Source organism: Janthinobacterium sp. GW821-FHT03A03 (genome assembly GCF_059421435.1).
Genome location: NZ_JBWKUZ010000002.1, coordinates 194,006 through 219,695, shown reverse-complemented (window position 1 = coordinate 219,695; position 25,690 = coordinate 194,006). Strand labels below are relative to the sequence as shown.

25 protein-coding genes are annotated in these 25,690 nt (G+C 62.5%); 9 read left to right on the top strand and 16 right to left on the bottom strand.

The annotated features are described in order from the left end of the window. Nucleotides 1–4: 4 nt before the first annotated feature. The 3 genes from AC07VI_RS07540 to AC07VI_RS07530 are packed head-to-tail and all read right to left on the bottom strand — an operon-like array spanning nucleotide 5 to nucleotide 5,580. Entirely contained in the window at nucleotides 5–1,195 is a 1,191-nt protein-coding gene (locus AC07VI_RS07540) for a hybrid sensor histidine kinase/response regulator (protein WP_086144563.1), read from the bottom strand. Next, nucleotides 1,185–2,066 carry a CheR family methyltransferase gene (locus AC07VI_RS07535; protein ID WP_492994269.1) on the bottom strand — a complete coding sequence of 294 codons (882 nt, stop codon included), beginning with the start codon at nucleotides 2,064–2,066 and terminating at the stop codon, nucleotides 1,185–1,187. The genes AC07VI_RS07540 and AC07VI_RS07535 overlap by 11 nt, the downstream gene beginning before the upstream one ends. Nucleotides 2,067–2,094: 28 nt before the next feature. Next, nucleotides 2,095–5,580 (bottom strand): response regulator, encoded by a 3,486-nt coding sequence (locus AC07VI_RS07530; RefSeq protein WP_492994267.1) that lies wholly within the window; start codon nucleotides 5,578–5,580, stop codon nucleotides 2,095–2,097. A 232-nt stretch (nucleotides 5,581–5,812) separates the two neighbouring features. Between AC07VI_RS07530 and AC07VI_RS07525 the strand changes: the two genes are divergently transcribed. Together AC07VI_RS07525 and AC07VI_RS07520 are read left to right on the top strand one after the other, a co-directional pair. After that, the gene (locus AC07VI_RS07525) at nucleotides 5,813–6,928 is read left to right on the top strand and encodes a tetratricopeptide repeat protein (RefSeq protein ID WP_492994265.1); all 1,116 of its coding nucleotides are present in this window, start codon (nucleotides 5,813–5,815) and stop codon (nucleotides 6,926–6,928) included. A 174-nt stretch (nucleotides 6,929–7,102) separates the two neighbouring features. Continuing rightward, nucleotides 7,103–7,555 (top strand): Hsp20/alpha crystallin family protein, encoded by a 453-nt coding sequence (locus tag AC07VI_RS07520; protein WP_086144619.1) that lies wholly within the window; start codon nucleotides 7,103–7,105, stop codon nucleotides 7,553–7,555. A gap of 442 nt (nucleotides 7,556–7,997) precedes the next feature. Here the strand turns inward: AC07VI_RS07520 and AC07VI_RS07515 are convergent, their stop codons facing one another. After that, the gene (locus tag AC07VI_RS07515) at nucleotides 7,998–9,344 is read right to left on the bottom strand and encodes an MFS transporter (RefSeq protein WP_086144567.1); all 1,347 of its coding nucleotides are present in this window, start codon (nucleotides 9,342–9,344) and stop codon (nucleotides 7,998–8,000) included. 217 nt (nucleotides 9,345–9,561) lie between these two features. Here AC07VI_RS07515 and cyoA point away from each other — a divergent pair, with 217 nt between their 5' ends. The 7 genes from cyoA to AC07VI_RS07480 all read left to right on the top strand — a co-directional run bounded on the left by cyoA (nucleotide 9,562) and on the right by AC07VI_RS07480 (nucleotide 16,345). After that, nucleotides 9,562–10,545, top strand: coding sequence for a ubiquinol oxidase subunit II (cyoA, locus tag AC07VI_RS07510; RefSeq protein ID WP_172404680.1), 984 nt, complete (start codon nucleotides 9,562–9,564; stop codon nucleotides 10,543–10,545). A gap of 84 nt (nucleotides 10,546–10,629) precedes the next feature. Then, a complete protein-coding gene (gene cyoB, locus AC07VI_RS07505; protein ID WP_086144569.1) occupies nucleotides 10,630–12,633 on the top strand; it encodes a cytochrome o ubiquinol oxidase subunit I in 2,004 nt (667 codons plus the stop codon). Beyond that, on the top strand, nucleotides 12,626–13,264 hold the full coding sequence (gene cyoC / locus AC07VI_RS07500; RefSeq protein WP_086144570.1) for a cytochrome o ubiquinol oxidase subunit III: 639 nt from the start codon (nucleotides 12,626–12,628) through the stop codon (nucleotides 13,262–13,264). The genes cyoB and cyoC overlap by 8 nt, the downstream gene beginning before the upstream one ends. Beyond that, nucleotides 13,261–13,647 (top strand): cytochrome o ubiquinol oxidase subunit IV, encoded by a 387-nt coding sequence (cyoD, locus tag AC07VI_RS07495; protein ID WP_086144571.1) that lies wholly within the window; start codon nucleotides 13,261–13,263, stop codon nucleotides 13,645–13,647. Before cyoC ends, cyoD begins: the two co-directional genes overlap by 4 nt. Then, nucleotides 13,644–14,486: an SURF1 family protein gene (locus AC07VI_RS07490; RefSeq protein ID WP_086144572.1), complete on the top strand. Its 843-nt coding sequence runs from the start codon at nucleotides 13,644–13,646 to the stop codon at nucleotides 14,484–14,486. The genes cyoD and AC07VI_RS07490 overlap by 4 nt, the downstream gene beginning before the upstream one ends. Beyond that, nucleotides 14,470–15,819 (top strand): ATP-binding protein, encoded by a 1,350-nt coding sequence (locus AC07VI_RS07485; protein ID WP_086144573.1) that lies wholly within the window; start codon nucleotides 14,470–14,472, stop codon nucleotides 15,817–15,819. The genes AC07VI_RS07490 and AC07VI_RS07485 overlap by 17 nt, the downstream gene beginning before the upstream one ends. Further along, nucleotides 15,809–16,345 carry a response regulator transcription factor gene (locus AC07VI_RS07480; RefSeq protein WP_034788474.1) on the top strand — a complete coding sequence of 179 codons (537 nt, stop codon included), beginning with the start codon at nucleotides 15,809–15,811 and terminating at the stop codon, nucleotides 16,343–16,345. Before AC07VI_RS07485 ends, AC07VI_RS07480 begins: the two co-directional genes overlap by 11 nt. A gap of 94 nt (nucleotides 16,346–16,439) precedes the next feature. Here AC07VI_RS07480 and AC07VI_RS07475 read toward each other — a convergent pair whose 3' ends face one another. The 12 genes from AC07VI_RS07475 to mnmH form a co-directional block, all read right to left on the bottom strand. Beyond that, nucleotides 16,440–16,838, bottom strand: a complete 399-nt coding sequence (locus tag AC07VI_RS07475) for a hypothetical protein (RefSeq protein WP_099419794.1) — start codon at nucleotides 16,836–16,838, stop codon at nucleotides 16,440–16,442. 56 nt (nucleotides 16,839–16,894) lie between these two features. Then, nucleotides 16,895–17,635, bottom strand: coding sequence for a hypothetical protein (locus tag AC07VI_RS07470; protein WP_492994260.1), 741 nt, complete (start codon nucleotides 17,633–17,635; stop codon nucleotides 16,895–16,897). Nucleotides 17,636–17,893: 258 nt separating this feature from the next. After that, nucleotides 17,894–18,355 (bottom strand): DUF6998 domain-containing protein, encoded by a 462-nt coding sequence (locus tag AC07VI_RS07465; RefSeq protein WP_099419793.1) that lies wholly within the window; start codon nucleotides 18,353–18,355, stop codon nucleotides 17,894–17,896. A gap of 170 nt (nucleotides 18,356–18,525) precedes the next feature. Then, on the bottom strand, nucleotides 18,526–19,011 hold the full coding sequence (locus AC07VI_RS07460; RefSeq protein ID WP_086144576.1) for a GNAT family N-acetyltransferase: 486 nt from the start codon (nucleotides 19,009–19,011) through the stop codon (nucleotides 18,526–18,528). Nucleotides 19,012–19,061: 50 nt separating this feature from the next. Then, complete coding sequence (locus AC07VI_RS07455) at nucleotides 19,062–19,517, bottom strand: hypothetical protein (protein ID WP_492994258.1); 456 nt, start codon at nucleotides 19,515–19,517, stop codon at nucleotides 19,062–19,064. Between the two features lie 118 nt (nucleotides 19,518–19,635). Continuing rightward, entirely contained in the window at nucleotides 19,636–20,001 is a 366-nt protein-coding gene (locus AC07VI_RS07450; protein ID WP_492994256.1) for a hypothetical protein, read from the bottom strand. Nucleotides 20,002–20,026: 25 nt separating this feature from the next. Next, nucleotides 20,027–20,824 carry a phosphonate ABC transporter, permease protein PhnE gene (gene phnE, locus AC07VI_RS07445; RefSeq protein WP_086144579.1) on the bottom strand — a complete coding sequence of 266 codons (798 nt, stop codon included), beginning with the start codon at nucleotides 20,822–20,824 and terminating at the stop codon, nucleotides 20,027–20,029. After that, nucleotides 20,821–21,651 (bottom strand): PhnE/PtxC family ABC transporter permease, encoded by an 831-nt coding sequence (locus AC07VI_RS07440; protein ID WP_086144580.1) that lies wholly within the window; start codon nucleotides 21,649–21,651, stop codon nucleotides 20,821–20,823. Before AC07VI_RS07440 ends, phnE begins: the two co-directional genes overlap by 4 nt. Next, on the bottom strand, nucleotides 21,645–22,457 hold the full coding sequence (locus AC07VI_RS07435; protein ID WP_099419790.1) for a phosphonate ABC transporter ATP-binding protein: 813 nt from the start codon (nucleotides 22,455–22,457) through the stop codon (nucleotides 21,645–21,647). Before AC07VI_RS07435 ends, AC07VI_RS07440 begins: the two co-directional genes overlap by 7 nt. 68 nt (nucleotides 22,458–22,525) lie before the next feature. After that, nucleotides 22,526–23,395 (bottom strand): putative selenate ABC transporter substrate-binding protein, encoded by an 870-nt coding sequence (locus AC07VI_RS07430; RefSeq protein ID WP_086144582.1) that lies wholly within the window; start codon nucleotides 23,393–23,395, stop codon nucleotides 22,526–22,528. A gap of 25 nt (nucleotides 23,396–23,420) precedes the next feature. After that, entirely contained in the window at nucleotides 23,421–24,485 is a 1,065-nt protein-coding gene (selD, locus tag AC07VI_RS07425) for a selenide, water dikinase SelD (protein ID WP_086144583.1), read from the bottom strand. A gap of 59 nt (nucleotides 24,486–24,544) precedes the next feature. Beyond that, on the bottom strand, nucleotides 24,545–25,624 hold the full coding sequence (gene mnmH / locus AC07VI_RS07420) for a tRNA 2-selenouridine(34) synthase MnmH (RefSeq protein ID WP_492994252.1): 1,080 nt from the start codon (nucleotides 25,622–25,624) through the stop codon (nucleotides 24,545–24,547). Nucleotides 25,625–25,690 lie beyond the last annotated feature (66 nt).

Genomic DNA, 25,690 nt, shown 5'->3' with positions numbered 1-25,690 from the left:
GGCCTCAGCTTCCGGCCAGCGGCAGGGTGACGCTGAACAGGGCGCCGCTGCCGGGCTGGCTTTGCAGGGTGATGGCGCCGCCGTGCGCGTCCACCAGCTGCTTGGTGATGAACAGGCCCAGGCCCAGGCCGCCCGTGCGGTCCTGGTGCATGACGCGCTCGAAGGCGTCGAAGATGCGTTCCTGGTCGCGCGCATTGATGCCGATGCCATGGTCGCGCACTTCGATGACGGCGCTGTTCTGCGTGTGCGCCAGGCTGATTTCCACGGGCTGGCCCTGGCCGTAGCGCACGGCGTTGCTGATCAGGTTGACAACGATCTGCTCGACGCGGAAGGCGTCCCAATAGCCCTCGATGGGCTCGAAGGCCAGCACTTCGAGCACGCTGCCCGTCGTGGCCGCATACGGCGCCAGGTCGTCGGCCACGCGGCGCACCAGGCTCGTCAGGTCGACGGCTTCGCGGCGGATCGACAGCTTGCCGCTGGTGATGCGCGACACGTCGAGCATGTCGTCGATCAGGCGCACCATGCTGCGGATTTGCCGTCCGTCGCGCGCCACCATCTTGCCCAGCTTCTCGGGCTCGAAGGCGGCCAGGTTGCCCCGTTCGAGGTTGACGGTGCGCATCTGCGTTTCCAGGAACAGCGTATTGAGCGGCGTGCGCAGCTCGTGCGCCACCATGGACATGAATTCGTCGCGCAGGCGCAGCGAGCGCTGCAGCTCGGCCTGGGTGGCGCGCAATTCCTTCAGCAGCGCTTCCTGCTGCTGGCGGCTGTGTTCGAGCGCCTGCACCTGGCGCCGCGTCTCGCTGCGCTGCTGGTGCAGGGCGACAAAGACGTTGACCTTGCTTTGCACGGCATTGATGTCGAGCGGCTTGTGCAGGAAATCGACGGCGCCGCTTTCATAGCCCTGGAAGGCGAAATTCATTTCCTTGCCGGCCGCCGTGACGAAGACGATGGGGATGTGGCGCGTCTTTTCCGTGCCGCGCATCAGTTGCGCCAGCTCAAAGCCGTCCATTTCCGGCATTTGCACGTCGAGGATGGCCAGCGCGAAATCGTGTTCGAGCAGCAGGGCCAGCGCTTCCTCGCCCGAGGACGCCTGGTAGACGCTGCGGTCGCTCTCGCGGATCAGCGCATTGAGCGCGCGCAAGTTTTCCGGCAAGTCGTCGACGATCAGCAGTTTGGTGCTTGTTTCATTCATCATGTTTCATTCCTGGCATGTGCCGCCCAGCGTAATGGGAAGCGGCGAGCGACGGCGCACGCTTGCGGTAGAGCTTTTCGGGACCCGGCAATGGCTCGAAGTCGGCGGCAAAGCGCGTGAAATGCGCGCTTTCCTTGCTGCCCAGTCCCAGGTAGCCCCGGTGGCACAGCGAGTCGTGGAACAGGCCCAGTGCCCGCTCCTGCAAGGTTTTATTGAAGTAGATCAAGACATTGCGGCAGCAAATCAATTGCGTCTCCACGAAAACGCTGTCCGTCGCCAGGCTGTGGTCGGCAAAATTGATCTTGTCGAGCAGGCGCGCGTCGAAGCGCGCAGTGGCGTGCTCGACCGTGTAATACGCATCCAGCCGGTCCAGGCCGCCCGCTGCCGCGTAATTGGCGCCGTAATCGGCCATGCGGTGCAGCGGGTACACGCCGCGCGCGGCCGCGGCCAGCGCCTGCGGGTTGATGTCGGTGGCGTAAATGCGGCTGCGCTCGAGCAAGCCTTCCTCGTGCAGCACGATGGCCAGCGACAGCGCCTCTTCGCCCGTGCAGCAGCCGGCCACCCAGATGGTCGGCGAGGGATAGGTTTTCAGCACGGGCACGACCTGTTCGCGCAGGGCGAGGAAAAACGCCGGGTCGCGGAACATTTGCGTGACGGGCACGGTCAGAATCTGCAGCAGGTCGCCGAACGCGGCCGGCGAGTCCAGCACCAGTTGCTGCAGGGCAGGCAAGTCGGCGCAGTGGAAGCGGTCGAGCGCGTGATTCAAACGCCGCCGTTGCGAGGCGAGCGCGTAGTCGCGGAAGTCGTAGCTGTAGCGCTGATAGATGGCGTCCATCAGCGCCTGCAGTTGCGCGTCGGTATGGCGCACGGACATCAGCGCCGCTCCGGCAGGTGGCGCGCCATCAGATGCGCTCCATCTTCGGCATCCACACGCGCAGCAGCGAATACAGGCGGTCCAGGTCGATCGGCTTGGCCAGGTAGTCGGACGCGCCCGCCTGCAGGCATTCTTCCTGGTCATTCTTCATGGCCTTGGCCGTAATGGCGATGATGGGCAGCTTGGCGTAGCGGCCGTCGGCACGGATCAAGCGCGTCGCTTCCAGGCCATCCATGCCCGGCATCATGACATCCATCAATACCAGGTCGATATCGTCCACGCTGTTGAGCTTGCTGATGGCTTCGAAGCCGTTGCGGCCGATTTCCACCACCACGCCTTTCTGTTCCAGCGCATTCGTCAGGGCGAAGATGTTGCGCACGTCGTCGTCCACCAGCAAAATCTTGCGCCCTTCAAACACGCGTTCGCGGCTGCGCACCTGCTGCAGCATGCCCTGGCGTTCGCTCGACAGTTCAGATTCCACCTTGTGCAGGAACAAGGTCACTTCGTCGAGCAGGCGCTCGGGCGAGCGGGCGCCCTTGATGATGATGGAGCGCGAATACTTCATCAGGTCCGCCTCTTCCTCGCGGCTCAGGTTGCGGCCCGTGTAGACGATGACGGGCGGGAACGAGCACAGCTCCTCGTGTTCCATGCGTTCGAGCAATTCGTTGCCCTGGATGTCGGGCAATTTCAGGTCGATGATCATGCAGTCGAAAATCTGTGTCTTGAGCAGCTCCAGCGCCTGTTCGCCCAGCGCCACGGCCGTGATTTCCACGTCGTCGTCGCTGATCAGGTGGACCACGCTTTCGCGCTGGCGTTCATCGTCCTCGACCAGCAGGATGCGCTTCATCTGCTGCGTGAACTTCGATTCGAGCTTGCGGAACACTTCCTTCAACTGCTCGCGCGTGCGCGGCTTGGTGGCGTAGCCGATGGCGCCCAGCTGCATGGCTTCCTGTACCTGGTCGTTGCCGGAGACGATGTGCACGGGAATGTGGCGCGTCAGCGGGTTTTCCTTCAGTTGCTGCAGCACCAGCAGGCCGGGACGGTCCGGCAGGCCCATGTCGAGCAGGATGGCGTCGGGCAGGAATTCTTCGGCCAGGCGCAAGCCTTCGTCGGCGCCATGGGCCACCAGGCAGCGGTATTGCATTTCATGCGCGAGGTCGAACAGGATGCCGGCAAACGACGGTTCATCCTCGATGACGAGCACGGAGCGCTGGCCCGTCTTGCCGGCTGGCGCGTTATCGCGGTCGTCCTGGAAGGTGGGCAGCGGCAGGGGCTTGGCGGCGGGCGCGGCCTTGGGCGCGGCGGCGGCTGCGCGCGAGGGCGGCTGCGGCGCTGCGGACGGCGCGGACGGCGCCGCTTCCGTGGGGCGTTCCGGCATGCGGGCCGGCAGCACCAGTGTAAACGTGCTGCCCTGGCCCGGCGTGCTGGCCAGCTCGATGCCGCCGCCCAGCAAGGCGGCCAGGTCGCGCGAGATCGACAGGCCCAGGCCCGTGCCGCCATAGCGGCGGCTGGTCGTGCCGTCGGCCTGGTGGAAGGCGTCGAAAATCTTGTGCTGCTGGTCGTCGGCGATGCCGATGCCCGAATCCTGCACCTGGAAGCGCACGTTGCCGGCCGCATCCGTGCTCACGTGCAGGGCCACCGTGCCCGCATCCGTGAACTTGATGGCGTTCGACAGCAGGTTTTTCAGGATTTGTTCGAGGCGCTGGCGGTCGCTGACGAGCGACGGCGGCGCGTCCGGCGCCACCTTGACGTCAAACACCAGTTTCTTTTGCTGCGCCTGCGGACCGAACAGCATCTTCATGCTGCTGAGCAGTTCCTCGAAGGGCACGGCTTCCGGCGTCAGTTCCAGCTTGCCCGCCTCGACCTTGGAAATGTCGAGGATATCGTTGATCAGGGTCAGCAGGTCGTTGCCGGCTGAATAAATGGTTTGCGCAAACGTCACCTGTTCGGGCGTCAGGTTGCCGCCGCTATTGTCCGACAGCAGCTTGGACAGGATGAGCGAGCTGTTCAGCGGCGTGCGCAGTTCGTGCGACATATTGGCCAGGAATTCGGATTTGTAGCGGCTGGCGCGCTGCAACTCTTCCGCGCGCGCTTCCAGCTGGGCGTGCGCCTGGACGATCGCCATGTTTTTCTGGTCCAGCGACAGCGCCTGCACGGCCAGCTGCTCGTTCGACTGTTCCAGCGCCGCCTTTTGCTCTTCCAGGTGGGCTTGCGACTGTTCCAGCACGCGCGACTGCTCGCCCAGTTCCTCATTGGCCGTGCGCAGCTCTTCCTGCTGCACTTCCAGCTCCTCGTTCAATTGCTGGGTTTCTTCGAGCACGTTTTGCAGGCGCTGGCGGTACAGGGCCGCTTCCAGCGAGGTGCCGACATTGGCCGCGATCAGGTTCAGCAGCTCCTTGGCGCGGCCGCTGACGGGATGCGTGAAGCCCAGTTCGATCACGCCGTTGACGGCGCCTTCGTTGTTGACGGGCGTCAAGATCAGTTCCAGCGGCGCGCCGCGGCCCAGGCTCGACGTCACGGTCAGGTAGTTGTCGGGCACCTGCCTGATGTGCTTGAGGCGCTTTTCGCGCGCCGTCTCGCCCACCAGGCCTTCGCCCAGCCTGAAGACCTGCTTGTCCTTGATGCCCTGGTCGTTGAATCCGTACACGGCCGTGCGGCGCAGGCTGCCGTCCTCGTCCACCACATACAGCGTGGCCACGGCCACGTCCAGGCGGTTGGCGAGGAAATCGAGCACTTGCCGGCCCAGTTGCGGCAAGGCCAGCTGGCCGCTCGTGTGCGCCGCCAGCTCCGTCTGGCCCGTGCGCAGCCATGCCTGCTCCTGCAGCACTTCGTTATCCTTGCCGCGCTGTTCCAGCGCTTCATTGTAGATGTCGGACAGGCGCAGCAGTTCGCGCCGGCCCAGGTAGGCCAGCATGCCGGACAGGCCCAGGCTGAGGATCAGGAAGATCGCCACGGCCAGCATGGTGCGGCCCTCGGCCGTATCGGCCCGTTCCTGGCGCAAACGCTGTTCCATGGACAGGAAAGTGAGGAACTCGCGGCGGATTTCGTCAAACTCCAGCTTGCCTTCGCCCTGGCGCACGCGCGCGAGGAATTCCTGGTTGCTGCGGCGCTGGGCAATGACGCTCTCGGCGTACGCCATCCACTGGTTCTGCAGCGCGCGGATGCGGCGCAGACGGTCCACCTGGATGGGGCTGTCGGACACGAGCTCAAGCAAGGTGGTCATCTCGACGGCGATCTTCGCCTTGCCCGATTTATACGGCGCCAGAAAGGTTTCGTCGCCCGTCAGCAGATAGCCGCGCATGCCCGTTTCCAGGTCGACGGACAGCTTCATGACCTCGTTGGCGTTGCCGATGACCCGTTCCGAGTGCTCGACCGAGCGCAGCGCGGACAGCAGGTAGGCGATCAGGCCGACAAAGACGAGGGCCGTGACGACGCCGATGACCAGCGGCAAGGTGACGTTGCGGGCCAGAATGCGGCGAAAGCTGAAGGAGTCGATCGGGGTCTTGGTATTCATTGTGTCCGTGGTCGAAAGTATCGCAAAAAAACAATTTTAATTGAAATGCAAGTATTGCTGGTGTGCATGTATAGCGTGCGCTAGCATAGCAGCCTTGTCGCGCAATGCAGATGTGTAAAACTTCATAATGAGAGGCATCGAACAAATGTTACGTCAACTTGCTTGTGTCACCATGTTAAGTACGGCTTTTTCCCTGTCCGCCCAGGCTGCCGTCATTGGCAATAATGCAAGTGTGCAATTATTGCACCAAGGCCAGTTACTCGCGCAGGAGGGCGAGCATGAAGCGGCCGCCAAGAAATTCATGCAGGCGGCACAGGCCGACCCGGCCGCCTCGAGCGCGTTTGCGGCCATGGCGGTGATGCATTACGGCTTGTCCGGCGACACGGAACGGGTGGAGGCGGCGCGCTTGAAGCTGCGCTCCATGGCCGAGACGGCGGCGCGCCAGGCCTTGAAGGTCGACGCGAACGACCCCGTCGCGGAAGAATTGCTGCGCACCATGAGCACCGACCAGGCTTTACGGCCCCATGCGCCGCTGCCGCAGGCCGCCGCCTTCATGGCGCAGGGCGAGCGCCTGTTCCAGGCGCGGCAGTACGGAGCGGCGCTGGAACAGTATGAAAAAGCCCAGCAGGCCGATCCCCGCTTTGCAAGCGCCTGGGTGTATGCGGGCGATTGTTTCATGGCTCAGCAGCAGTGGCCGCAGGCGGAAGAGCGTTTCCGCAAGGCACTGGAGATCGATCCGACGCATGCGCAAGCATGGCGTTTCCTGTCCGATTCCTTGCTGCAGCAGAAAAAGACGGATGCGGCCGTCGCCGCGCTGGCCAGCAGCATCGGCGCGCGGCCCGACCAGCCGCTGGCCTGGCAAAAACTGTCGGCGCTGAAAGACGCGACGGCGGGACAGCCCTTGACGGCGCTCAAGCTGCGGCGCGGCGCCGAGGGTTCGGTGGACCGCCCCGATGGCGCGCCGCGCATACAAGTGTTTGCCGCGGCGCCCGCGCCCGGCGCCACGATGTCGGCCGACACGGCCATGTGGCAGTTGCTGGCCATGGGGCAGGCCAGCCTGAAGACGGCGGCCTTCAAGAAGGAAAATACACTGTCGCCATTCCAGATCGAACTGACGGCCTGGCAGCAAGCCATGCGTGCCTTCGACGACCTGGCCGCCCGCCGCGGCGCGGTGCTGACCGATCCGGCACTGCTGCGCATGCGGAAACTGCATGCGGCAGGGCAGCTGGAGCCCGCCTTGCTGCTGCTGCAGTTTCGCGAATCTTACCGGCCCGAGCTGGAAGCGTGGAAGGCGGCGCAGCCCGATGGCGTGCGCCAGTTCATCGACACGCAGCGTCTGATGCCCTGATATGCCGAAATGACCGGCAATACAATGCTTGCCTGATTGAGGCAGCTCAATGCCACCACCAGGTGCCGTCCTAGTATGGCTGTGGTGGTGGCATGCTTGCGGACTGCCGCAAGGTTGCCACCGTGCTTAGTTTTTTGCATTGACATGCAGGCCATCCCAGGCAAGGAGGACATCATGGCTAATCAACTGATACACCGCGATCCACAGCGTTCGCTGGCGCGCTTCGACCCGTTCAGCGACATGGAAGAATTCATGCATGACTTTTTTGCCCCCGCCCTGCGCCTGCGCGAAGGGGGCACCTCGCGCATGCGCGTCGATATTTCCGAAACCGAGCAAGCCTACCAGGTGCAGGCGGAAATTCCTGGCGTCAACAAGGACGACATCAAGGTCTCCATCGACGGCGACCGCGTCTCCATCAGCGCCGAGCTCAAGGAAGAACGAGTGACGCGCGACGGCGGCGGCAAGGCCGTGCGCAGCGAACGCGAGTACGGCCAGCAATACCGCAGCTTCGTGCTGCCGCATGAGGTGGACGAGGCGGGGGCGCAGGCGCGCTATGAAAACGGGGTCTTGCTGCTGGACTTGCCGAAACGGGCGGGCACGGGCGGCAAGCAGCTGGAGATCCAGTAGGTCCGGCAGGCAGACAGGAATGCGACGGCTGGCATGAAAAATGCGCCGGACGAATCCGGCGCATTGCTGCTGGGTGATATCTGCTGCTCGCAGGGGGGGCGATATCAGGAGAAGGTGCGCAGCTGCTTGTGCAGTACCTGCAGTACCTCATAAACAGCGCTAGCGGATGTTGTTCGCACTCCGCGGCGCGTGCCGGATGGGTGCGTGTTGCGCCGGTGGCGCACCGGCATGGCATCGCTAGAGCAGCAGGGCCAGCGCGATGCCGGCAAGGGCATGGAAGCGCACGAATCATCTAGCTTGCTTAATCCGCATGCATCTTGATCTTAATGGCTGCCAAAAAAATCAACGCTGCCCAAAACGAATCATTCCTAATTTGCAATAAAAAAGCGCCGGACGAATCCGGCGCTCCTGGCCTGCGGCTGACCGATACGAATACTATATGTCAGTCGCGGATTTCCAGCGCCCGGTTCAGGCTCAGCGCGGCCAGCGAGGCGACGGCGCCCGACAGCAGGTAGAAGCTGACGTAGGCCAGGCCGAAGTTGGCCGACAGGCCCAGCGCCACCAGCGGGGCGAAGCCGGCGCCCACCAGCCAGGCCAGGTCGGACGTCAGGGCCGCGCCCGTGTAGCGGAAGCGGGCAGGGAAGTTGGCCGTGACGGCACCGGCTGCCTGGCCGTAGGACAGGCCCAGCAGGCTGAAGCCCACGAGGATGAACACGTCCTGGCCCGTATTGCCGCCGCCCATCAGGGTCGGCACGAAGGCGCTGAAGATGGCGATCAGCACGGCCAGCACGCCCAGGGTGGTGCGGCGGCCCACTTTATCGGCCAGCAAGCCGGAAATCACCACGCCGACAGCGGCCAGCACGGCGCCGACCATCTGGATTTGCAGGAAATCCGAGGCGGAACGCGTCTGGTAGACGGAAATCCACGACAGCGGGAACACGGTGACGAGGTGGAACAGGGCATAGCTGGCCAGCGCGGCGAGGGCGCCGATCAGCACGTTGCGGCCCTGGCCGCGGCTCATTTCAAACACGCTCACGGGCTGCAGTTCGCGTTCGTCGAGCAGGCGCGCATATTCATTCGTCGACACCAGGCGCAAACGGGCAAACAGGGCCACGACGTTGATGGCGAAGGCGACATAGAAAGGATAGCGCCAGCCCCAGTCGAGGAATTCCTCATCCGTCAGGTTGGTCAGCATGAACCAGAACAGGCCGGCGGCGATGAGGAAGCCGGCGGGCGCGCCCAGCTGGCCCAGCATGGCGTACCAGCCGCGCTTGTTTTCCGGCGCGTTCAGGGCCAGCAGCGACGGCAGGCCGTCCCACGAACCGCCCAGCGCCACGCCCTGGCCGATGCGCAGCACGGACAGCCAGATGATGGCGGCAAAGCCCAGGTGCGCGTAGGTCGGCAGGAAGGCGATGCCGGCCGTCGACACGCCCAGGAGGAAGAGGGCGAACGTCAGCTTGGCGCTGCGTCCCATGCGGCGCTGGATCTCCATGAAGATCACGGTGCCGAACGGGCGGGCGATGAAGGCGAACGAGAAGATCAGGAACGCATATAAAGTGCCTTCCAGGCGCTCTTCAAACGGGAAGAAGACGCGCGGAAACACCAGCACCGAGGCGATGGCGTAGACAAAGAAGTCAAAGTATTCGGATGCGCGGCCGATGATCACGCCGACGGCGATCTCACCGGGGTCGATATGCGATTCGACCGTGCCGGCCCCGCTTGCGTCGCGCAGGGAATGGGGGGCAAAGTCGGCGGGTACATCCCCGCCGTGTGTGCGCGTGCTGGACATGATGATCGTCTCCAATATAGTTTCGAGTTCGGCCAACGCGTAACATACCCCGGGTGTCTCACGCCCGGAGTAGGACTATTCAATAGATAGCTGTAGGAAAACTCCTCAACTACCGAGTGAAAATCCGAGCAAGGGGTAGGACAAAACGTCCAATTGCCAACGCGCTCCAGTGAGAATACAGTACCATATCTTCATCCCCTGTACTGGACTTTCCTGTATGTTTTCATTAAAAGTTCGTCGCGGACTGCTTCTTTTACCTCTCGCATTGTTGGCTGGTTGCAATACGGTGGTACTGAATCCGTCCGGTGACATCGCAGTCCAGCAAGGCAATCTGATTGTCGTTTCGACATTGCTGATGCTGTTGATTATCGTTCCGGTAATCGCCCTGACCCTGCTTTTCGCATGGCGCTATAGAAAAAACAATACCGCGGCCAAATATGAGCCGGACTGGGACCACTCGACTCGCCTCGAGCTGATCATCTGGGGCGCGCCCCTGCTGATCATCATCGTGCTGGGCCTGCTGACCTGGATCAGCACCCATACCCTCGATCCGTATCGCCCATTGAGCCGTATCGACGCCAACCGCCCGATTCCTGCCAGCCACAAGCCGATGATCGTCGAAGTCGTGGCGCTGGACTGGAAATGGCTGTTCATCTACCCGGAGCAAGGCATCGCTTCCGTCAATGAACTGTATGCGCCCGTCGACCGTCCGATCCGCTTCAAGATCACCGCCTCGTCCGTCATGAACTCGTTCTTCATCCCCGCACTGGCAGGTCAGATCTACGCCATGCCAGGCATGGAAACGCAGTTGAATGCCGTCATCAACAAGCCTGGTGTCTACAAGGGCTTCTCCGCGAACTACAGCGGCGCCGGTTTTTCGGGCATGCGCTTCAAGTTCCACGGCGTCAATGATGCGGACTTCGATCAGTGGGTGGCGTCGGCACGTGCCGGCGGCGGCGCGCTGAACCGCGACGACTACCTGTCGCTGGCCCAGCCTAGCGAACGCGATCCGGTGCGCCGCTACAGCGCCGTGCCAAACGATCTGTACAAGGCAATCCTGAACCGCACCATCGTTTCCGACGCGCTGTGCGTGACGCCGGTCGAGCCATACAAATTGACGATGGCAAAAAGCCCGGTAGCGGCCGTAACGGCAGTAGTCGCTAGCGATGCAGTACTTGAAAAGGGCGTTCAAGCCAAGTAACGACTGCATGAATCCCGCAGCGCATTGCGCTGCAGATACTGGCGCCGCTTGCCTGGCGCCTCCCTTTTTTCTCTGAGAGTAACAATGCTAGACCATATTGATCTGACGAAGCTTATATTCGGCCGTCTGACTTGGGATGCAATTCCATTTCATGAACCTATCCTGCTGGTGACCTTTGCCATGGTTGCCCTGGGCGGTATCGCACTCGTTGCGGCACTGACGTATTTCCGCGTCTGGGGTACCCTGTGGCGCGACTGGATCACCAGTATCGACCATAAAAAAATCGGTATCATGTACATGATCCTGGGCCTGGTCATGCTGCTGCGCGGCTTTGCCGACGCGCTCATGATGCGTACCCAGCAGGCGGTCGCCTTCGGCGACAATGCCGGCTTCCTGCCGCCGCATCACTACGACCAGATCTTCACCGCCCACGGCGTGATCATGATCTTCTTCGTCGCGATGCCTTTCGTGACGGGTCTGATGAACTACGTGGTGCCGCTGCAGATCGGCGCGCGCGACGTGGCTTTCCCATTCCTCAACAACTTCAGCTTCTGGATGACCACCATGGGCGCCGCCCTGGTCATGGCGTCGCTGTTCGTCGGCGAATTCGCCCGCACGGGCTGGCTGGCGTATCCGCCGCTGTCGGGCATCGTCGGCAGTCCGGACGTGGGGGTAGACTATTACATCTGGTCCCTGCAGATTGCCGGGGTCGGGACGCTATTGTCCGGTGTCAACCTGATCGCCACCATCGTCAAGATGCGCGCGCCCGGCATGACCTGGATGAAAATGCCTGTCTTCACCTGGACCGCACTGTGCACCAACATCCTGATCGTCGCCGCCTTCCCGGTGCTGACGGCGGTACTGGCCATGCTGTCGCTGGACCGCGTTGCCGGCTTTAACTTCTTCACGACGGAACTGGGCGGCAACGCCATGATGTACGTCAACCTGATCTGGATCTGGGGCCACCCGGAAGTCTACATCCTGATCCTGCCGCTGTTCGGCGTGTTCTCGGAAGTGGTCGCCACGTTCAGCAGCAAGCGCTTGTTCGGCTACGCCTCGATGGTGTATGCCACCTGCGTCATCATGATCCTGTCCTACCTGGTATGGCTGCATCACTTCTTCACCATGGGTTCGGGCGCCAGCGTCAACTCCTTCTTCGGCATCACGACGATGATCATCTCGATCCCGACGGGCGCGAAGATCTTCAACTGGCTGTTTACCATGTACCGCGGCCGTATCCGCTTTGAACTGCCGATGCTGTGGACGATCGGCTTCATGGTCACCTTCACCATCGGCGGCATGACCGGCGTGCTGCTGGCCGTACCACCGGCTGACTTCGTGCTGCACAACAGCCTGTTCCTGATCGCCCACTTCCATAACGTGATTATCGGCGGCGTGGTCTTCGGCGTGTTCGCCGCGATTAACTACTGGTACCCGAAAGCCTTCGGCTACAAGCTTGACGCGTTCTGGGGCAAGTGCTCGTTCTGGTTCTGGTTCGTCGGCTTCTACCTGGCCTTCATGCCGCTGTACGTGCTGGGCCTGATGGGCGTGACCCGCCGTGTCAACCACTTTGAAGATCCATCGCTGCAAATCTGGACCATCATCGCCTGGTTTGGCGCCGTCTCGATCGCCCTGGGCATCGCATCCATGCTGATCCAGTTCTATGTCAGCTACCGCAACCGCCACGCCCTGCGCGACGTGACCGGCGACCCATGGGGCGGCCGCACGCTGGAATGGTCGACGTCGTCGCCACCGCCAGACTATAATTTCGCCTTCACGCCACAAGTGCACGAACTCGATGCATGGACTGACATGAAGAAACACGGTTACCAGCGTCCGACGTCCGGTTTCTCGAAGATCCACATGCCGAAGAACACCTGGGCTGGTTTCGTGATCGCCGCACTGTCCGCCCTGGTCGGTTTTGGCCTGATCTGGCAAATGTGGCTCGTCGCCAGCATTGGCTTCGTGATCATGATGGTCACCATCATCGTCCATACCTTTAACTACAAGCGCGATTACTACATTCCTGCGGAAGAAGTGGTCCGTACCGAAGACGCTTATACTAAATTGCTGAGCAGCCATGTCTGATACCATCGCCCATAACACCGGCGCCGCTGGCGCCGCACCAAGCACGCGCAGCTACTTTGTGCGCGAGCACCACCCGGAAAACGGCAGCCTGCTCGGTTTCTGGCTTTACCTGATGAGCGATTGCCTGATCTTCGCCTGTCTGTTCGCCACCTACGCCGTGGTCGGCCGCAGCTACGCGGACGGCCCCACGGGCGCCGCGCTGTTCGACCTGCCGCTGGTGGCCGTCAACACGGCCATGCTGCTGCTGTCGTCGATCACCTACGGCTTCGCCATGCTGACCATGCAGCGCAAGCAATTGCGCAGCACCCTGGTCTGGCTGGGCATCACGGGCCTGTTCGGCCTGGCCTTCCTGTCGCTGGAAATGTATGAATTCATTCATCTGATCCACGAAGGCGCCGGTCCGCAGCGCAGCGCGTTCCTGTCGTCGTTCTTCGCCCTGGTCGGCACCCACGGCCTGCACGTGACGTTCGGCGTGATCTGGCTCGTGACCCTGATGTTCCAGTTGAACAAGCATGGCCTGACCCCGGAAAACGGCCGCCGCATGATGTGCCTGTCGCTGTTCTGGCACTTCCTGGACGTCATCTGGATTGGCGTCTTCACCTTTGTCTACCTGATGGGAGTGCTGCCATGAGCGACCACCACACACACGGCGATAGCCACCACCACGACCATCACGATCATGGCAGCCTGAAAAGCTACACCATCGGCTTCATCCTGTCGGTGATCCTGACGGCCATTCCGTTCTGGCTGGTGATGACGAAAGCCATCACCGACTCGGGCACCATGGGCCTGGTCCTGCTGGCCTTCGCGGCCGTTCAGGTGGTCGTGCACATGGTGTACTTCCTGCACATGAACACCAAGTCCGAAGGCGGCTGGAACATGATGGCGCTGATCTTCACGATCATGATCGTGGGCATCGCCATGGCCGGTTCCCTGTGGGTCATGTACCACATGAACCACAACATGATGCCGGATCTGATGCCTGAGTACATGCATACGAAAACGGCTCCATGATGAGTCAAACGCGCCCAGACAGCACCGGGCGCGCCCCTGGCGCCGCATCGCAAGATGCCGCGCCAGGCCCACGCGGCATGGCTGTGCATTATTCAAAAGTTGCACTGGCCTTGCTGGCGGGGATCTTGTTTGCCGGTTTCTGTGCCCTGGGCACCTGGCAAGTCAAGCGCCTGTTCTGGAAGCTTGACCTGATCGAGCGCGTCGAACAACGCGTACATGCGCCCGCAACGGACGCACCTGGACCCGCAGCCTGGGCCAGCATCACGCAGCAAACGGATGAATACCGCCATGTGCGGCTCTCCGGTACGTATCTCCCCCTATTCAATACCCTGGTGCAGGCAACGACGGCACTGGGCAGCGGCTATTGGCTGGTGACGCCCTTGCGCCTGGCCGACGGCAGCACCGTGCTCGTCAACCGCGGCTTCGTGGCCAAGCGCGCCGGCATCGCCGCCGGCACGCCGCCCGGCATCGTCGAGGTCGACGGCCTGCTGCGCGTCAGCGAGACGGGCGGCGGCTTCCTGCGCGAAAACAGTCCCGCCACGCAGCACTGGTATTCGCGCGACGTCGCCGCCATCGCCGCCTCGCACATGCTCACCAACGTGGCGCCATATTTTGTCGACGCGAAAGCAAAGTCGGAAACGGCCGTTGACGCCCCCGTCGGCGGCCTGACCGTGATCTCGTTCCACAACAGCCACCTCGTGTACGCCCTGACGTGGTTCGCCCTGGCCTTGATGGTAGCCGGAATTACGTGGTGGATCGTGCGCGAGGACAAGCGCCGTCGCGCGCGCGGCAAGAAGCTTGATCCATCGCAAGAAAGCGACCATGCCGGGCAGGATTGAGATCCTGCCCAACCGCGAGGTATTAGAGCGCGGCGCCGTGGCGGCCGAGATGGAGCATCCGGCCGGCCACCAGAACATGAAGCTGCTGATCCAGCTGCGCTGGCTGGCCGTGATCGGCCAGATCAGCACCATCTTCGGCGTGGGCGTGGGACTGGGCATCGCCTTGCCCGTGCCCTACATGCTCGAAGTGCTGTCCTGCCTCATCGCCTTCAACCTGGCCAGCCTGCTGCGCTGGCACGAACGCCAGCCCGTCTCGAACACGGCGCTGTTTCTCGCCCTGCTGGTCGACGTCACCGTGCTGACGGCCCAGCTCTACCTGAGCGGCGGCATCAGCAACCCGTTTGCCTTCCTGTATCTGTTGCAAGTCATCCTCAGCGCCGTGCTGTTGGAAGTGTGGTCGACGTGGATCATGGTGGCCATTACGAGCCTGTGCCTGGCCGGCCTGGCCTTGCTGCCCGGTCCGCTGTTCCTGCCCATCGACCCGGAGCGGGGCTTTTCCAGCCTGTACGTGCAGGGCTTGCTGATCTGCTTTGCGCTGAACGCCGCCTTGCTGGTGCTGTTCATCACGCGCATCAACCGCAACCAGCGCGCCGGCGACGCCAAGGTGGCTGACTTGCGCCAGCGCGCGGCGGAAGAAGAGCACATCATCCGCATGGGCTTGCTGGCCTCGGGCGCCGCGCACGAGCTGGGCACGCCGCTGGCGACCTTGTCCGTCATCCTCGGCGACTGGCGCCGCATGCCGGAACTGAGCAAGAACAGCGAGATGCTGGAAGAAATCACGGAAATGCAGGCGCAGTTGCAGCGCTGCAAGAGCATCGTCAGCGGCATTCTGTTGTCGGCGGGCGAGGCGCGCGGCGAATCGTCCGTGAAAACGACGATCAACACCTTCCTCAACGATCTCGTCGACGAGTGGCGCAGCAGCCGCCCCATCCAGGGTTTCGAGTACGATAACCGCATCGAGCACGATATTCCCGTCGTCTTCGATTCGACCCTGAAGCAAACCATCTGCAATGTGCTCGACAATGCGCTGGAAGCGTCGCCCGAATGGCTGCGCTTCGAGGCGACGCGCGAAGCGGACGCCCTGCACCTGGTGATCACCGATGCGGGCCCCGGCTTCGAGCCGTCGATGCTGACGCACCTGGGCAAGCCGTATCAAAGCAGCAAGGGCAAGCCCGGCGGCGGCCTGGGGCTGTTCCTGGTGGTGAATGTCGCTCGTACTTTAGGTGGTACGGTGACGGCGCGCAACCGGGTACAGGGCGGGGCGGTGGTGCACCTGGCCTTGCCGCTGGCGGCCATCAAACTGGAAAGAGAAAGCGACCACCATGCAGGATGACCGTCTGTTACTGATCGTGGAAGACGATGCCGCGTTTGCCCGCACCCTGGGCCGCTCGTTCGAGCGGCGCGGCTACCAGGTCATCCTGGCCACCAATTTCGACGAGGCGAGCGCCTTGCTGGAGCAGCATTGCCCCGACTACGCCGTCGTCGATTTAAAGCTCAATGGCAATACCTCGGGCCTGGCCTGCGTGCAGATGCTGCACCAGCACGACCCGGAGATGCTGATCGTCGTGCTGACGGGCTACGCCAGCATCGGCACGGCCGTCGAAGCCATCAAGCTGGGCGCCTGCCAGTACCTGGCGAAGCCGTCGAACACGGACGACATCGAAGCGGCCTTCGGCCACGTGGCCGGCAACGCCGACATCGAACTGACGAATCGCGCCACCAACATCAAGACCCTGGAATGGGAACGCATCCACGAAATGCTGGCCGAGACGGATTTTAATATCTCGGAAACGGCCCGCCGCCTTGGCATGCACCGGCGCACGCTGGCGCGCAAGCTGGAAAAGCAGCGGGTGAAATAACTGCTGAAATTATTGACCTGGCTGGTGGCGAACGAATGTGAAAGCGCCGTCGCCGCGCTATGCTGCCAGGACAGTGGATTCAAGGTACACAGTCTTAAAATCTGTAGCAGTGTGCCTGCTGGCCTTCGCTGCGCATGAATGGCACGGTCAGCAGCAGCGAAGTCTCGCGCTGACAGGCCAGTAGTGCGCCCTTTGCGTTATCCACCCCTTTTTCTATAAAGCTTCGTTTCCAGGCGCGCGTCAATGCCATGGACAGCGCTGTTTCGGATGCAGCTGAATTGACTTCAACTGTCGTGAATGCCGGAACTTTGCCGTCGGATGGCATTTGCAATACATCAGGCAACTTTTTTTGAATGGCGCGAACTAACGATGCGCCGTCCGATGCCATGCATTGTTCGATATCATCGATACCGCAATTGGCCGTCTTGCCAGTCCGGGCGAATGAAGGCGACATGATACCGATCACGATTGCAAAGAATATGATGCTTCTCATTTTCAATATGATGCCCCTATTTTTTCGTGATCTGCGGTTTTCCGGCACAGGGCAGGCTAATCATTGTCGAACGTCAATTCGAGCACGCTGTCATCGCTCCAGTCCTGCTCCCGCAACGGCGGCGTGAACGATGTGCCGCTGAAGGGCACGGGCGCGCTTTTGCCGTTGTAGCTGATCGTCGCGGCCGTGATGCGCCGTGCTTCCGTAAAGCTGTAGGTGCCTTTTTGCGACACGAAATTGCACGGGCCGCCCAGTGCGCCCATCGCCGTGCGCATGGCGAAAGGCAAGGTTTCCTTGTCGATGGCCCAGTGGACTTCGCACGCCAGCCGCAGGTCGCCCAAGCGGCGCAGCGTGTCGCTGGTCGCCGCGCTCCTGACGTAGGGTATCCACCGGACCGAGCCCGCCTTGCGGTTCACTGTCAGCTCGGCCTTCTCGTACAGCGGCCCCTGCCCGGCGGGCAAACTGAAGATATTGCGCTCTGCCAACGGGATGGCCATGCCCGCCTCGTCGCTTTCCAGCCGCAGCGCGATGCCATGCATGTCGACGTCGGCGCGGCGCGGTTCCAGGATGAATTTCAACTCCGCGCCGGGTGCCAGCGCATGCTTTTCCTCGAAGCGTAGGGCGCCCTTGAGCATGGCGCTGTAGGGCTTCCAGTCCGGGTCGCGGATGCCTTTGACATTGACGGACGCGGCCGCATCCTGGCCGGCCTGTTCCACGGCTTGCTCCGTATCAGCGCAAGCCTGGGCCGCGGCGCCGCATAAACACAGCAAAAGCCCCGCTTTTTTAATGGCACGCATACCTGATCTTTCTACTCGTCAATGAAAACGCGAGTATAGAAAAAGAGACAGCCAGGGGCAGGTTTTTAAGACAGAATGTCAATTGGGATGAATGGAATGCTGGAAAATGCTGTTTTCCAGCATGAAGTGCTTCAAGGTGGACTGCACTCTTGTCGGAATTGCGTGACTAAATACCATTCGGACGCTGCAGGAATTACAAATTTCCTGTGGTATTGCGCGACCGGGTATGCGCAGATAGTCATGATGCTGTCCATTTGTTCATATGCCGCGTTTTTGGACTTTTGAATCGGGCGCCACGGCACTTGAAAGTTCTTTTAAAACTGCATTGGGGAAAGAAAGCAAGGTGCTGCCTATGCCGCGCCGATGCGCGTATCGGTCATAAATGATGCTGCCCGGACCATTATAGATTTCCTCGTGACGCCCATCGGGGAAGAGCTTAAAGCCGAGAAAGTAATCGGGTGTGCCCTTGAAGGTCAAGCTATCCTTGAAAGTCGCCTTGATTTGCACGCGCTTCTTCCCGTCGCTGGTAACGCCGTCGTAGGCGGGTTGGGATACTTCATCCAGAATGATGTCATATTCAAGCTCTGCAATGATTTCCCCGATATCACCTACAAGCCGGCCATCAACAGTAAATTTCCGGTTTGGAAATGTTGAATTGAGATGGGCGATACCTTGAAAAATCAGTGCAAGCCCATCAGAAAGTGCTTTGTGTTTCGGCATAGTAATTCGATTCCTAATGATAATGAAAAACCAGGCAGGGCCGCTTCTGGCCGATTACTGCAGGTGCGCGCAGCCCACGAAGCGGCCGCTCAAAGCCAATGCGCTGCAGTTCTTGAACAAGCACCGTTTCGCCGAAAAGCCGCCATGTGCGAGCATTTCCGGAAAAGCCTTCACGCCGGCGCCCGCCACTCCATCTTCTGCACCTGGATATGCGGATGGCTTTCCAGCGCTTCCCATTCCGGTAAAAAAACAAAGCCCTGTTTCTGGTAAAACGCGGCCGCGCGCGCATTTTCCGGCGCCACGTCGAGCACCAGTCGCGCGTGGCCATTGTTCACCGCGCACTGTTTCACGGCCTCGACCAGGCCTTGCGCCACGGCAAGGCCGCGATATTCGGCTTGCACCCACATGGCGATCAGGTGGCACTCGCCATTGCCGGCCACCACTTGCGCGGCCAGGCCGATGGCTTGTTCTGCGTCAAAGGCAAGGAAAAAAGTGCGCTGCGGCGTGCTGACGGCGCGCTCTTGCCAGTCGGCGTCGGAAAAACGGGCGGCGCTGGCGTGGCTGGCGCCGAAGGCGGCAGGGGCGTCGAGCAGGGCGGCCAGGCGGGTGGCTTTCAGCGCGGGCCAGTCGCTGGCGTTGGTGGGGCGGATGTGCATGGCCGTTTGTGCGGGAATGGGTGTCGGGATGGCGCCGGCGGGGGGCGGGTCTAGCCCGCGTCCCGCAAGGACTTTTGTGCCTGCAGGCAGCTGCTCATGTACGCGCTATCGGCGCCGCGCTTGTTGCCTGCGGCCTTGGTGGCACGCAGCACGGCTTCGAGGTCGTCCAGCGACGTGGTAGCGCGCATTTCCTCGATGCTCGGTCCCAAGGCGCAGGCGCACAGGTTTTTCATCTTGGGGATTATGCCCTGGGTCCATTCCGGCATCTTTTCCAGATGCGCGAGGGTTTGCGCATGGTCGGCGAAATTGGCGCCCTGGGTATTGGCCTTGTCCATGTAGACCTGGATCGCCGGTTCCGTCTGGGAGCGCATGCAGCTGTTCATGACCGTTTCGATGAGGCCGGCCCGGAATTCTTCAAATGGCAGCGGCTCCTTGGCGGCCACGCCGTGCAATGGCAAGGTGAGCAGTGAAGCAATGGCGATCAAGTGCCTTGGTATCAAACGCATGACTTTATTCTTTGCATGAAAACCTGCATGATAAGCCATATTTCCTATTGGCAACAAACTATTGCATGCCCATGCCTGGAACTGGCCGGCTGGACCGCTGTCCAGCCAGCCTGCCGCGTCAGGACTGGTCCCACACTTCGACGGTCAGCAGCTGCCCCGGCTCACAGGCGGCGATGCGTTCCGCATGGACGGTGATGCTGCCGGGCCAGCCCGTGAGCTGGTCTTGGGGAAACTCACCGTCCTGCGCCTCGGCGATGCCCGCCAGCAGCAGGGGCACGATGACGTCGGCCGGGGCCGTGTAGCGGTTGGGAAAGCCGTTGAACGTCAGCTGGGTCGCCTTGCCTTGCGTACACAGTTGCGCGATCCAGCCGGCGCCGGACAGGCCCGCTTCCCAGCTGGCGAGAAACGCTTGCTTGCTGACTTGCGTCATGTCGGCCAGTTGTTCCGGGGTTTCCGTCGAGATAATCGTCCACCAGCCTGACATGGGCATTCCTTGTGAAAAGTGACAATTAACGGGTCATGGCGCGGCGCAGCACATAGCTGAGGCCATCGACGGCCGCCACCATCAGCAGCATGGCGACGATGACGGTGGCGGCGCTGGGCATCTGGAACAGCGACAGATGGTATTTCAGCATCTGTCCCAGGCCGCCCGCGCCGACGACGCCGAGGATGGCGGCGGCGCGGATATTGTTTTCCCAGCGGTATAGGGTGTAGGACATCATCTGCGGGCCGCACTGCGGCAAGGTGGCATACAAAAAGGCCACGGCGGGCCGCGCGCCGTTGATGCGCAAGGTGGCGGCCGGCAAGGGCGGGCAATTTTCAAACGCGTCGGCAAACAAGCGGCCCAGCACGCCCACCGTGTGCAGGGCCAGCGCCAGGGTGCCCGCGAACGGACCGAGGCCGGCGGCGATCAGCAGGATCGAGGCCCACACGAGTTCGGGGATCGAGCGCAGCACATTCAACACGCCACGCGTCGCGTTGCGCGCCAGGCCGCCGAAACGGCCGCTGGCGGGCAGGGCCAGCAGGGCGCCCAGGAGGGCGGCGATGACCGTGCCGATGGCCGACATGGCCAGGGTCTCGAACGTGGCCACGCCTACCTTCATGAGGAAGGGGGGAGCCAGTTCGGGCGGGGCGAAGCCGTGCAGGAAGTCGGCCGTGGTGCGCACGGCGTCGGCGCTGAAGAATTCTCCCCATTTCAGGGGCAGGGTGGCGAAGCTGGCGATGACCAGCATCAATAAACCGGCCAGCAAGGCCCAGGTCGACCAGCGCACGGGCGCTGGAGCGGGCAACATCGGTTCCGTCTTCATGCCAGCCTCCGGCGCAGCATGGCGGAGACGGCGTCGGCGCCCGCCACCAGCAGCACGAACACCATCAGCATGGTGGCCAGTTCATTGCCTGCCATCATCTTCATCGATTCATCCATGCGCTGGCCCAGGCCGCCCGCACCGACAAAACCCATGACGACGGAGCCGCGGATCGCGCATTCCCAGCGGTAGATCGTGTACGACACGAGTTCGGCGGCCGATTCGGGCAGGGCGCCGTACAGCAAGGCCTTTAATCTGCCGCTGCCGTTGTGCAATAAGGCGTTGCAGGCGGACGCATCCGACGATTCGAGGATTTCCGCATACACCTTGCCCAGCATGCCGCAATACGTGAGGGCGATGGCGATCACGCCGGCAGTCGGCCCCAGGCCCACGATGCGCACCAATAGCAATGCCCACACCAGTTCCGGCACACTGCGCAGCAGCACCAGCAGCGCGCGGACTGCGTGGCGCACGCTGGCGGCCAGCGGCGACACCTGGCCACTGCCGATGCGCGAGATCGACAAGCGCTCCGTCACCAGCAAAGTCAAGGGGATGGCGCCGAGCATGGCCAGCGCCATGCCGGCCGTGGCCATGGCGATGGTTTCCCAGGCGGACGTGGCCACCAGCTGCAAAAATTCCGGCGAGTGGGCGGGCGGCACGAAGCTGGCGATGAACTGCCAGGTGGCGGCCAGGCTTTGCGCATCCCACAGTAGCCACGGCTTGAATTCGGCCTGCACCAGCATCGGCCACAGCACGAGCAGCACGATGGCAGCCCCGCTCAGGCGGCCGCGCCAGGCGGGGTCGCGCGGCAGGGCGGTACTCTTCAGCAAAGGGGCCTCGCGGCGTCCAGGTTCGCCGCCACCGATTCGAACCGGGGCGCCGGATCGGCCTTGTTGCGGTACAGCGCGGCGATCATGGCGTCGCTGACCTCGCTGGCAGGCAAGTCGAAGACGATCCGGCCGTCGCGCAGGGCGACGATGCGCGCAAAGCAGGCGCGCGCGATCTCCACCTGGTGCAGGCTGCAGATCAGCGTGGCCTTGCGCGCCGTCGCTTCGGCCTGCAGCACAGCGATGGTCTGCAAGGCCAGCGTGGGGTCGAGCGCGGACAGCGGTTCGTCGACGAGGAAAACTTGTGCATCCGACACGAGCGCGCGCGCCATGCCGCAGCGCTGGCGTTCGCCGCCGGACAGGCGGTCGACGCGCGCATACAGTTTATCCTGCAGATTGAATTTGCCGAGCGCTTCCCACGCGGCGCGCGGGTCGACGGGCGCGAGCAGCGAACGCATCGCCGTCCACAAGCTCCATTGCGGCAAGCGGCCGGCCAGCACGGCGTTGACGACGCGCTGGCGCGGCGGCAAGGGCGGCGTCTGCGGCGCGAGGAATAATCGAGCGCGCAAGGCGTGGCGTTCGCCGCTGGCAAGTTGCCAGGGAGAACTGCCGAGTATGCGCAAGCTGCCGGATTCGGGGCGCAGCGCGCAGGCCAAGGTGTGCAGCAGACTGGTCTTGCCGGCGCCGGAAGGGCCGATCAGGGCGATCTGTTCGCCCTGGGCCACGTCCAGGTCCAGCTCGCGCAGGGCCAGCGCATTGCCGGCGGCGCCCGCGTGGTGGACGCAGACCTGGTGAAGTTGGAATGTCATGCGATGTTCGGTGTGGGAGGGAGTGTGCCGGATGCGTCCGCAGGACGTCATCCGGCAGGTTTCAGCAATTACTTCAACAACTTGGCATCGCGCGCGGCCGCTTCGATATCCTTGTAGTTCTCGGCCTTGGTCGGGATGAACTTCGTGGCGCGCTGCAGCTCGAGGATTTCCTTGCCTTCCGGCGTGGAAGCATCGAGCGCCAGGAAGGCGTCCGTCAGCTTCTTGCGCACGACGGGATTCATGTCGGCGCGCACGCTCCAGTTGTAGTCGTAGTAGCCCGGTGTCGTATAGAACACGCGCACCTTGGCTGGATCGACCTTTTTCGCTTCGACCAGCTTTTCCCACACGGAAATGTTCAAGGTGCCCGCATCGACCTTGCCGCCGGCGACAGCGGCCACGGTGGCGTCATGCGCGCCCGAGAACGCGATGCGCTTCATGTCCGTGTCCGGATTGATCTTGGCGGCCAGCAAGTAGTAACGGGGCATCAAGTGGCCCGAGGTCGACGATTCCGAGCCGAACGTGAAGTTCTTGCCTTTCAGGTCGGACAACTGATTGATGTCCTTGCTGGTGGTCACGAACACGGAGCGGAATTTCGTGTCTTCTTCGCGCTGCACCAGCGGCACGATCTTGCCGCCGCTGCGCACGTTCGCTTGCACAAACGTAAAACCGCCGAACCAGACCATGTCCAGCTTGTGATTGATCAAGCCTTCCACGGACGCCGCGTAATCGGTAACGGGCGTAAATTCCACCTTCATGCCCAGCTTTTTCTCCAGGTAACTGCCCAGCGGCTTGAACTTGCGCTGCAACTCCGTCGGCGCTTCGTCGGGAATGGCGGACACGCGCAGCACTTGCTGCGCCTGCGCCAGGCCGCTGTGGATGGCCAGGGTGGCGGCGACGGTGGCCAGGATGGCGGGGAACTTGTTGGAGAACGTGGTCATGGGACTGCCTTTGAAAAAATGTTCATTAATATACGGAAACCCCGGTACTGCCATCCTGCATCTCGCCTATTACCGTCGCGTCGGCAAAGCCTTCGGCGCGGAAAATCGCCAGCACTTGCTCGACGGCTTCCGGCGCGCAGGCCACCAGCAGGGGGCCTGCCGTCTGCGGGTCCGTCAGGATCGCCTTGTCGATGGCGCTGAGGCTGTCGGCCAGCGCCACTTGCGCGCCATAGCCCTGCCAGTTGCGGTTGGATGCGCCCGTGATGTTGCCATTTTGCGCCAGCTGCTGCACTTGCGGCAGCAGCGGCACGTCGGCCATGGCTATGCGCGCCTGCAACTTGGCGCCGCGCGCCAGTTCCAGCGTGTGGCCCAGCAGGCCGAAGCCCGTCACGTCCGTCAGCGCATGCACGCCGTCGAGCAGGGCCAGTTTCTTGCCCGGGGTATTCAATTTGGTGGTGTTGGCGATCAGCGAGGCGTAGCCGTCGCCGTCCAGCGCATTCTTTTTCAGCGCGGCCGACAGGATGCCCACGCCGATCGGCTTGCCCAGCACCAGTTTGTCGCCGGCGCGCGCGCCCGCATTGCGTTTCACCTGCGACGGGTGCACGAGGCCCAGCACGACGAGGCCATAGATCGGCTCGACGGAATCGATGGTGTGGCCGCCCGCGATGGGGATGCCGGCCTGGGCGCAGACGGTTTCGCCGCCTTTCAAGATGAGGCCGATAGTTTCCACCGGCAGCTTGTTGATCGGCATGCCGACCAGGGCCAGGGCCATGATGGGCGTGCCGCCCATGGCGTACACGTCGGAAATGGCGTTGGTGGCGGCGATGCGGCCGAAGTCGAACGGGTCGTCGACGATGGGCATGAAGAAATCCGTCGTGGCGATCAGCGCCTGCTCGTCGTTGAGCTGGTAGACGGCCGCGTCATCGGAAGTTTCTATGCCGACCAGCAATTCCTTCGGCAGGGGAAAGCCGCCGCTGCCTTTTAAGATGTCGGCCAGCACGCCGGGCGCGATTTTGCAGCCGCAGCCGCCGCCATGGGCAAATTCGGTCAATCGGATGGGTGTATGGGATGTTGCTGCGCTATCTGACATGGAAATTCCTGCTGATGTTGTGTACAACGATGATCATTTTTACCCCAGACCTTGCGTCTTCAGGGGGATTCAGTGCCGACAATACCACACAAGGCGCGCGCGGCTTGCTCAAAGGCATGTTCTGAAATATCGGGCAAGACCAGCGGCGTCGCCTGCCCGTAGCGGCTGAAGTTGCGCCGTATCGATTGCAGGTAGACGGGGTCGTAATGCTGGACCAGCAACTCTTCCACCAGCTCGGCCATGCGGCCCGCCGTGGCCAGTTGCTGCCAATGTGCAATTTTCTCCTTGCCATGCAGCTGCGTCAACAGGGCCAGCTGCACGTTCAGCTGCGCGGGGGCGCCGACAAAGTGGGCATAATCTTCCATCAGCAATTGCACGCGCTGGGCCGTATCGAGCCGCACGTCGGTGCAGTCGGAAGCGCGCATCTTGTCCATCAGGGCGTCGGGCACGCGCAGCCGGCCTACTTTCTTGCTTTCCGATTCGATGAAGACGGGCAATGCCGGGTCAAACTGGCGCAGCTGCTGCCACAAGCGGCTTTCAAACGCCTTTTGCGACGGCTGCTCTTCCTCGGGCAGGCCGCCCAGCACGGAGCCGCGGTGCGCCGCCAGGTCTTCCAGGTCGATCACCTGCGCGCCCTGGCGGTCCAGCACCTGCAGCAAACGGCTCTTGCCGCTGCCCGTGGGGCCGCACAGCACGTTGATGAAGTCGAAACGCTGGGGCAGGGTGGCCAGCTCGGCGTTTACGTGGCGGCGGTAATCCTTGTAGCCGCCGTCGAGCTGGGTGACGGGCCAGCCGATGCGCGCCAGGATGTGCGCCATGGCGCCGCTGCGGTTGCCGCCGCGCCAGCAGTAGACGAGCGGCTTCCATTCGTGCGCGTGGCCGAGGAAACCGTCTTCGATATGCCGCGCGATATTCTTCGCCACCAGCGCCGCGCCCAGCTTCTTCGCCTCGAAGGCGCTCGTCTGTTTATACAAGGTGCCGATGCGCACGCGCTGCTCGTCGTCGAGCACGGGCAGGTTGATGGCGCCCGGCAAGTGGTCTTCCGCGAACTCGGACGGGCTGCGCACGTCGATGATGGCGTCGAATTCCTGCAGGCGTGGCAGGATGTCGCTGAAGGGCAGGACTGCGGGGTATTTCATCGTGGCGCGGCTGTCGGGAATGGGGAAAGGCGTATTATCCCCGATAAACGCCTGCGCCGTGGCCCC